The following is a 6,634-nucleotide window of genomic DNA, read 5'->3' on the forward strand; positions in this document are numbered from 1 at the left end:
CCCCCTGCTGTCTCGGGTGATTCACTGAGGTGATACAAAAACACCCCCAGTTGTTGCGGGTTCAAACGGCTTTGCCAGACACTCCCGGGTCGTGCAAAAACACCCCCAGTCGGTTCGGGCCCCGCGCTGTATGGACTCTTCCACATCCCCCTGTGGTGTGGGTAAAACGCTTCAATTTCTCCCCTGCCATCCTGGGTAAGCGCGCCATAAGTCCCCCTGTTGCTTCGGGTCAGCCTGACAAACCCCCCCCAGCTGGCGCGGGTCATATTTGCACGGCAACGTGAAATGTTTGCACCTGGACACGCTTTCTCTGTTCATCTCTCAGTTGCCGTGATGAGCGCGAACAGGACAGCGACATGACAGGTACAGCGAAAAATCAGCACTTAGGCGCGTGCTACGGTGCATCAATTCGTGTGCCCAGGAGGTGCGTGAATTCTACACCTGCGATATTCCCCTCAGGGTAGCGCAGGGAAAACACTCCAGTTTTCAGTTGGGATGACGGGTGTTATTGCTCACTCTGGTGTTTCGAGGCCAGCGTGAATGACCGAAGTCGGTCTGCTGAGCAGACCGGGGAGCCTCACATTGTCGTCTTTACCCACCAATCCAGCCTCCCCTTGGACGCCCGAAGCGTTGCGGGATCTGATGCTGGGCCTGCCGGACGGTGGGGTGACAGTTGGGGCACCAAGTCTGCTTGATTTGCTGCCCGGTGACGAGGACACCCGGGAGCAACCCTCCCTCACCCTCACGCTGCACCGCACATTGCCGGAACTCGGCACGGTCGCCCTGAACCCGGGGCTGAACTGGTCACGCGCTCGAGCCTTGTTGGCGGGTATCGCACCAAAGCTTGGCAAAGCGCACCGCCTGGCGGTCGCACTGTACGCCCTCGCGCTCGGAGCACGCCAAGACGAGGAGGACGCCGTAACGTTCGTCGTGACCACGTGGGAACTGGGCGTGCTGTGTGGTGTAAGCGCGGACTACATCAGCGAACTGCTGGTGCAGAACAAGCCGACGTTCTCAAAGCTGATGTACTGGGGGAAAAGCGTGACGGCCGCTCCCTTCCAGAAATGGGCGAAACAGCAAGAAAAAGCCCGCCGGGAAGCGCGCGGCAGAAAGTGGACGGAAGCGGACGATGACCGCCCGGTGCATTTTGTGTCCGGGCTCTTGTTTCACGTCAAGCTCTTTGACCAGCCGCTCACCGAGAACGACCTCGCCGGAAAGCGCGTGAAGGGCAACGAGGCGTTCTTTCAAAACACCCGACGGGACTTGCAGGGCGACATCCTGCGTGGCTGGACGAAACGCCGCCTTGGAGAAGAGGGGAGACTCGCGAGCAACGCGCGCGGAACCGTGCGTGGCCGCATGCTGCAGGCGACCACGCCTGACGACGCTGCGCTCGAGGTGTTGCAGTATGTGACTTTGCGAGTGCGGGGCCTGTTGCCGGAGGACCTGGCTTCGGGTGTGGAGGAGCGCGTATTGAACGTGAACGACCTCCTTGCCGCGTTGAGGGAACCGGTGGTGCGCTCCAGAAGTGGGCGGCGCGACTGGGTGCAGAAGTGCGCCTTGGGGTTTGTCCGCTTGCTCGGGCGGCCCGGGGACAGCTTGCACTGGCTCAGTATCTGCTGGGCGGCCGTGAACGTAACTGGCGCTCAGCTCGGAGACGGCATTGAGGCGCTGTACGAGGCGGCGTTCGAGGTGTTCGTGCGCAGCGCTGACAATCCGAACTTGCACGGGGGCGCCGCGCAGTCGAGGTTGCTGCGTTGGTTGCTGAAGAAGGCCGGGTTCTTTGATTGGAGAGAGGCGTACCGCGGTGTGCGGTTGGCTGTGTAGGCACGAAGGACAGCGTGGAGCGTGAGGGCTGATGGTGCACTCGACTTCGCGCTTTGCATGATGGCGCCGCAGAGAGGATCGCGAGCGCTCGAGGGCGCGATCCTCGGAAGGCTGCGTGACAAGAAATGACGGACAGGAGAATTCAGCAAATCAAGAATCGCCTTCCTGGACGCATCCGCTCGCAGGTGCTGCGTCTTTTTCTCTCCCAGCCGTCGTTTTCTATTAATCCGCTACTATTTCTTCCGTTAAGGAAGAAAGGTGGGCGTTGCTTGTCACGCTTGTGAAAAATCAAGAATAGCGTTATTTCGTTTAGTGGCGGACTAAAAGACGAGAGTGTACATATAGTTTTAACCCAGCCCGCCTTGCTCTTCCGCTAGGTACACCTGCCCTTTCCCGGGCCGTCCCACACCCGCGTCCCACATGGCCTTTGCCTGAGCTCAAGCAGACCCAAGACGGCACAATGATGCCAAACGGCGTACAGGACGCTAAACTATAGGTACATGAGCACCCGAGACGCCTTCCGCGAACACCTTACGAGAGGCGACCTCGAAGGCGCGCTCCAGCTGATCGAACCCCACCTCCCCGGAGTGGCAGGCAGCGCCACACGCGTCAACAACCTCAGCGGCGCCCGCGCCCTCCTCCGCTGGGCACAAGACGAATGGCGCAGCATCCTGCACCCCGACACGGAATTCGGCGAAGCTTACCTGCAGCACCTCACCAGCAAACATGGCGCTGAGACCAGCAGCATCCAAAACCGCCTCATTCACGCCCGCAATACCTACAAAGCCCTCATCGCCAGCGAAATCGTCACCACAAACCCCTTTGCAGGTCTTAAAGGGCCCAACCACAAAGCTGAAGAGCATCGCCAGGGCTATACCCAAGATGAAATCGAGAGGCTCTGCCAGCACGCCTCACCAGAAGGCAAATCCCTTGTTCTCCTGGGCGCCCACGCCGGCCTGACCGGCCCGGAACTCCGCGCCGTGAAGTGGACTGACATCAACTTCAAGGAACAGACCATCACCGTCAGTGACCGTATCATCCCACTCTCCAAAGAACTCCACGCCGCCCTCAGCGCCTACCACACGGGCCTGTTCTCCAGGAGTGAGCGCCTCTTCGAGCTGCCCACCCAACTCGCGCTGCGCGAACACCTGTTTACGCTGTGTCAACGCGCCCAGGTCTGGTACGGCGACAAGGCCATCCGAGCGCTCCGTGCGTACGCGGGCGAACGCTTTTACGCCCTGCACGAGGATCGGGAGCTTGTCGCGCGTTACCTTGGTGTTCGCAGTGCCAAAACGCACTTCACATTGCGTAACTACGCGCGCCGTAAAGCGCTGGAAGCGCAAAGCGAAACCCACACACACGGTGTCTGATACCCGACAAGCAGAACGAAACATGCAAAGCACACTGAGGGCCAGAACGTACACAGTCAGCCAGCTCACATGGGTGCCCGAGCGCCAAGCGACCTGCGGTGCGTGAGGTCAGCGACACGGGCGCCACCAGGTTGGCCTCGACGCACTCACCCAGGAGTCACACCGAGGCTTGGAAACGAAAAGGGGCTGAGCCGCCACTTTTGTGACGCTTGTGAAGTCATGGCAACCTGAAGGCATAGTCTGGAGGGACGGCGGACCAGCGTTCCTATCAGTCTTTTTCGCTCTTCTGACCGCAAGTCAACGCATCAGAAAAAGCAGACGCTCCAAGGCAGGGCTTCTGGGCACGACTCGCGATGTGGTTTCCGCCGCGCCGAAAATGCGGTGCAGCGCTCAACTGCATGAGTACAATGAGCAGGATGAAGCGGTCTGCTGCCCCACGTGCGTCCCTCTGTGCCCTTACCACGTTCACCGCTCTGCTGTCCGCGTGCGGTGGCGGGCCGAGCACCGCGACCTCACCAGCAAAAAGCAGCATGTCCGGCACGGTCGCGCTTGCCACTGCCTCCAGCACTCAAGCCGCTGGCACCTCCCTCGCCACCAACGAGTACATCGTCAAGCTCAAGCCATCACTCACGGCACAGAACGTCCGCTCCCTCGAAGTGGACGGGCAGCGCCTTGAGCGCGTCAGCAGCATCTCCACCCTGAACCTGGGCCTGTACCGCGCGATACAACCATCGAAGACGACGCCCCAAACGACGGCTCAGCAGCTTTCCGCCCTCGCAGGCGTGGAGTCCGCGACGCCCAACACCCGCGGTCAGTTGTTCAGAACGCCGAACGACACGTACTACCCGTACAAGTGGGACGCACAGATGCTCAACCTGCCAAACGCCTGGAACATCACAACCGGTGCAAGCGTGACGGTCGCCGTGGTGGACAGCGGAATCGTGAGCCACCCGGACCTCAACAGCAAACTGCTGCCCGGGTACGACTTTGTGAGTAACCTGGACAACGCTGGGGACGGCAACGGCGTGGACAACGATCCGACGGACCCGGGCGTCAATACCAGCTACCACGGCACGCACGTTGCCGGCATCATCGGTGCTTCGACCAACAACGGTGCTGGCGTGTCCGGCGTGAGCTGGGGCGCGCGGATCGTTCCAGTGCGTGTTGGAGGAAAACTGGGCATCGACAAGTGGGACATGATGTACGCCACCTACTGGGCTGCCGGCGGACACCTGGACGGCCTTCCCGACAACCCAAACCCGGCCAAGGTCATCAACCTCAGCCTGGGCGGCACAGGTGCGTGCAGTTCGGTCGAGCAGGACTTGTTCAACACCCTCGCCCAAGCGGGTGTCGTTGTCGTCGCCGCAGCCGGGAACGAGAACGTCAGCGCCAGCACCGTCGCACCGGCCAATTGCGACAATGTCATCACGGTCGGTGCGGTCGGACCGGATGGGAAGCGTGCACCCTACTCCAACTACGGTGCCCGCGTCGATGTCATGGCCCCCGGCGGCAACCCCCAGTTGCGCCTGACGTACGGCGGGACCACCGTTCCAGGCAACGTGCTCAGCACCGTCAAAAACGGGTACGACTTCATGCCGGGAACATCCATGGCCGCGCCACAGGTCAGTGGGGTCGCCGCGCTACTCCTGGGCAACGAACCTGGCCTCACGCCAACGCAAGTTCGCGCCCGGCTCAAATTGACCGCCACCCCCTTGAGTGACGCGGCGTGCGGGGTCATCTCAGGTTGCGGCGCCGGGCTGGTCAACGCTGCTGCCGTCCTCGGGGTGAGTGGAAGTGCACCAGCTCCGCAGCCGGTGGCGCAGGGACGCACCTGGGTCATCGCGTTCTACCGGACAGGAACCACCTATGACGGCGCGCGCAGCCGCGTGGCTCAAGTGCCTCAGGTGACACTGCGCAACCCGTTCCAACTGACGGAACTGGAAGCGGGAACCTACTCGGTTGTCGCGTGGCAGGACCTTGACGACGACAGCCAGGTCGATGACGGTGAACCCGTCGGCGTGTACCCGACGAACGTGGTCGCGGACGGCCGGGCGCTGAACGGAATCAACATCCAGCTCACGCCATACCGGATGGGCGCGGCAAGTGTTAACGACCAGCAGGGCGCGAACGCCCTGCTGGTCGCGTTCTTGCGAAACTGGAACCGTGGCCAGGTAGGGGAGGAATAGGACTTACTGCCCCTCAGGCTGTTCGCGGCGGGTTAGGGACTCTCCACGCATGACTTGGCGCCCCCAACGACTCACCCGTCAACAAATGAAGGAACGACGCCTCGAAGGCATGCGCCTCCTGGAAAGCGGCAACCACACCCAGGACGCTATCGCGTAAGAACCGGGCGTGCACGTCAGCACCGTGCAGAAATGGCACCGCACCTCAAACACCACGGGCCGGTCCCAATCGTGAAGGTTTGTTCGGGGCGCTTCGTCACCAGAATCACCGCGACGCATAGTGCAGCGCGTACGCTCACGGCAACACGAGGAGGTGCAGCATGCGTTTGGTGACGGTCCGAGCGCCCGAAGGTCAAGGACAGCACGTGGCCGGTGTGGCCTTCACGGCAGGCATCACAGAGGTTGGTGTTCATCGCGCCCAAGCCTTGACGCCGGATGGTGAAGCACGCGAACAAGATGTCGTGGAGTTCAGCACCGCGACGCCCCAAGCGAAGAGATTCATCGAAGCTTTGATGGTCGCGCCCTTTTACGATCCTGCCAGTTTCAGCTTCTCCATCCGCCACCCGCAGTCCATCTTCGGCAACCACCCGCCCAGGCAGGAAACACATCCGGTCGTGCGGCCCAGCGTGGACGTGTACGACGAGCTCTGGCAATTCACGAAAGTGACCTTCAGCCTGACAGGGCGGGTGTTCCTGTCGTCGGTCCTGCTGGCCTACGGCATGGTGGAGGATCACTTACCGCTGATCATCGCGGGGTTACTGTTCCTGCCGTATCACCACCACATGCTCGGCATCGCCCTCGGCGCCGTGCTGCGCGAACGTCACTTCATCATGCAAGCCCTCCTGGCGCTTCTGATCACCACTGCCTTGATCGTCCTGGCCGGCGCTGGCGTGGCGCTCGCCGTGGAGCCACCAATTGAATTCAATCAGTTCGGCGCTCCGCTTTCCGGCGTCATTCTCTCCCTGGTCATTGGCGCTGCGGCAGGACTGGGCAGCATTGACGACGCAGGGCGAAGGGAGCTGATTGGCTTGGCGGCGACCGCGCACATCGCGGTGCATCCAGCTTGGTTCGGCCTCCAGCTCGTGTATGGCCTCGGTAAAACAACGGAACTGCCTGATCATCTGTTGATGTTCGCGCTGAACGTCACCGCGCTGATCGTGGCTGCCGCGGCCATGTACGTGTTGAGCGGCATGCGTGGCGACGGCATCCGGGGTTTTATCAGCCGGATTGGCAGGAGCCCTTCGTGATCCTGGTGAA

4 protein-coding genes are annotated in these 6,634 nt (G+C 61.6%); all 4 read left to right on the forward strand.

The genetic code is table 11. The features are described 5' to 3' along the window. Window positions 1–540 precede the first annotated feature (540 nt). The 4 genes from DEIPE_RS21785 (at window position 541) to DEIPE_RS21800 (ending at window position 6,624) form a co-directional block, all read left to right on the forward strand. Entirely contained in the window at window positions 541–1,824 is a 1,284-nt protein-coding gene (locus tag DEIPE_RS21785; RefSeq protein WP_015231690.1) for a hypothetical protein, read from the forward strand. A gap of 500 nt (window positions 1,825–2,324) precedes the next feature. Continuing rightward, entirely contained in the window at window positions 2,325–3,194 is an 870-nt protein-coding gene (locus tag DEIPE_RS21790; protein WP_015231691.1) for a site-specific integrase, read from the forward strand. A gap of 416 nt (window positions 3,195–3,610) precedes the next feature. Further along, window positions 3,611–5,380, forward strand: a complete 1,770-nt coding sequence (locus DEIPE_RS21795) for a S8 family peptidase (RefSeq protein WP_157449182.1) — start codon at window positions 3,611–3,613, stop codon at window positions 5,378–5,380. Window positions 5,381–5,742: 362 nt separating this feature from the next. Continuing rightward, window positions 5,743–6,624, forward strand: coding sequence for a hypothetical protein (locus DEIPE_RS21800; protein ID WP_245557692.1), 882 nt, complete (start codon window positions 5,743–5,745; stop codon window positions 6,622–6,624). Window positions 6,625–6,634 lie beyond the last annotated feature (10 nt).

The organism is Deinococcus peraridilitoris DSM 19664 (genome assembly GCF_000317835.1).
Classification (GTDB): domain Bacteria; phylum Deinococcota; class Deinococci; order Deinococcales; family Deinococcaceae; genus Deinococcus_A; species Deinococcus_A peraridilitoris.

What these genes read in the sequence shown, in the direction of transcription:
- DEIPE_RS21785 (WP_015231690.1), top strand. Translation starts at nt 541, where the DNA reads ATGACCGAAGTCGGTCTGCTGAGCAGACCGGGGAGCCTCACATTGTCG.
- DEIPE_RS21790 (WP_015231691.1), top strand. Translation starts at nt 2,325, where the DNA reads ATGAGCACCCGAGACGCCTTCCGCGAACACCTTACGAGAGGCGACCTC.
- DEIPE_RS21795 (WP_157449182.1), top strand. Translation starts at nt 3,611, where the DNA reads ATGAAGCGGTCTGCTGCCCCACGTGCGTCCCTCTGTGCCCTTACCACG.